Raw genomic sequence first — 2,422 nt, forward strand, 5'->3', positions numbered from 1 at the left:
GATTGGTAAGCTGGGCGACATTAGAGCAGCCAGAGCATGAGTACACGATAGGCTGCTGTTCTCTATGATTCATCTTTTACTATCAATATCAGTGAGTGCCAGAACTGTTAGGCGCGAGCAAAGAGTAGATTGTTTTCAATCGAGATATGACTTTGCAAATCTTCGATAAATTCAGAAATTAAGGCATAAAGCCTTGTCCAGGTATTACAAGCGTCTTCTGGTAATGTCAGCTGGTTCGTTAGCTCTGATAGCTGGGAGATTGCACCAGCATGTTCATCGTGCTCATGACGCATCACCGAGATAGGGCCCTGAGCCATTGCTCCCATTCCTTGTTCCAGCATAGGGAAGAGGATGTTTTCTTCCTTAAACATATGTTGTTCGAGCTCTATCTTCATTGTTTGCAGGTGATTAGATAGGCCATGAGGACACTCTGGGTGTTCACCGTGTACAGATTCAACTCGAGCAGCCTTTTCATTTAGTTCGCTAAGCTGTTGTCGATGGACTTCATGGTAGCGCTGCAAGATATGAGCAATTAGTTCAGGGTTTGATAGAGATTCTAGAGGCTCAAGGGTGCTATTGCCGTCTGTTAAAGTTTGATCGGGCATACTTCCTCCACTTCATAAGAACGGGGTGGGCAACTATAGTATCGGAATTCTTTTCAGGGCGAGCTTTTATCTTAAGAACATTGCCGAGCCGAAGCTATACAACCTAGTTGATATAAGAGGGATAAAAGGGGGTAGAGCAGATAGAAAAATAATAGGCTGCTCAGGAGGGGCTCCTGAGCAGTTAGCAGCGCTTATTCAGCGGCTTCAGGGCATTCTATTGAGCCTGCTTCGCGCATGTCGCCAAGTGGCACGTTAAGGTTGGTATCGCTATCGCGTTTTGCTGAGCCGTGATAGATTGCCCTGCACTCACCAGGTGAAGACAATTTGCAGTTTTCTAAAGCTGCCTGAGAGGCTTGTTCCTCTGTTTCATAAGGGCCATGAAATTGGCGGTTTTCGAGGTAGAAATATCCTTTTTCTATGTTTTCATCGACCACGATTACTTCATCGATTTCTTGTGCTACAGACATAGTTTCTCTCCCGTATATTAAACACTATTCAATTCTTACTGAGGCCAAACTTAGTGTTTAGACCTTACTAAATGCTGTTTCTTTTCTACTGTGTTAGCAGTTAACCAGCGGTGTCGAATAGTGACTTTTATAATTATTATCGTTGCTAGTTCAAAATTTATAAGACGAAATCACCTATGTCTTTAGAAGAAAAACAAGCCTTCATAGACTATTAAGCCCGGTAATGTCCCGGGCTTATTCGCTTCGTCTTAGTTCGGTGTTGCTCGATTAATGATCGAGTAACAATCAATATCGCCTGGTAGGGTACCATAAACCCAACCTTTGTTGTCACTTTTTAGTCTGGCGAGGCAAAACGCATTGGCGATTTCTTCATTTCCATATTGGAGTAGGCTTGCCCCTTGGAAGCAAAGTGCCATCTTTTCAACGATTCCTCTGGAGCGGTATTCTATATCCTTCTGATTAGAGAATTCTTGATGAAGATCATTTAGGGCTTCATCCATCAGTGAATGCTTACCTTCTACAGTATGCAATTCGGTCAGGAAGGCTTGTAGAGATTCAGGATTACGACGCGTGGCGCGAAGCATGTCCAGGCACTGGACGTTGCCACTACCTTCCCAAATGCTATTTACAGGAGACTCTCTGAATAGTCGGGGCATAATACTATCTTCCATTACGCCACTACCGCCAATGCACTCCATTGCTTCATAGGCGTGGCCGGGGGCCCGCTTGCAGATCCAGTATTTGCCGATAGCAGTTCCCATGCGCACTAAATGTTTTTCCTGCTCGTGTTCACTGCTTAAGTCGAGTGCCCTCGCCATGCGCATGCTTAAAGCCGTAGCTGCTTCGTGCTCAATAATCAGGTCGGCGAGTACATTTTGCATGAGTGGTTGTTTATCGAGTGTATTGCCAAACACCTTGCGTTGGCGGCAGTGATGAGTGATTTGGGAGATTGCCTGGCGCATCATGCCCGAGGTGCCAATCATGCAGTCAAAGCGGGTCATGGCAACCATCTCTAAAATTACCGATACACCTCGACCTTCTTCGCCGATCATCCACCCCATTGCTCCGCGTAGCTCAGTCTCACTGGAAGCATTGGAGACGTTCCCCATTTTATTTTTCAGGCGTTGTACTTGCATCGGATTCTTGCTGCCATCGGGTCGCCAGCGTGGCACCAAGAAGCAAGAAACACCCGAACTAGTTTGGGCGAGTACTAAAAATGCGTCTGACATGGGGGCTGACACAAAATATTTGTGCCCGATTAGTTCGTAAACCTGTCCGGGTCCCTGGGCACCCATTGCAAAGGCGCGCGTACTGTTTTGTCTAACATCGGAACCACCTTGTTTCTCGGTC

The 2,422-nt window shown here is 46.1% G+C and carries 3 protein-coding genes; all 3 read right to left on the minus strand.

Features of this window, described 5'->3' with window-relative positions; genetic code table 11:
- Positions 1–107: 107 nt before the first annotated feature.
- The gene (locus tag A3756_RS07725) at positions 108–605 is read right to left on the minus strand and encodes a hemerythrin domain-containing protein (RefSeq protein WP_068508607.1); all 498 of its coding nucleotides are present in this window, start codon (positions 603–605) and stop codon (positions 108–110) included.
- A gap of 191 nt (positions 606–796) precedes the next feature.
- Positions 797–1,072, minus strand: coding sequence for a hypothetical protein (locus A3756_RS07730; RefSeq protein WP_068508609.1), 276 nt, complete (start codon positions 1,070–1,072; stop codon positions 797–799).
- A 248-nt stretch (positions 1,073–1,320) separates the two neighbouring features.
- The coding region (locus A3756_RS07735) for an acyl-CoA dehydrogenase family protein (protein WP_197481246.1) at positions 1,321–2,422 on the minus strand (1,102 nt) is incomplete at its 5' end.

This window comes from Oleiphilus sp. HI0086 (assembly GCF_001635225.1).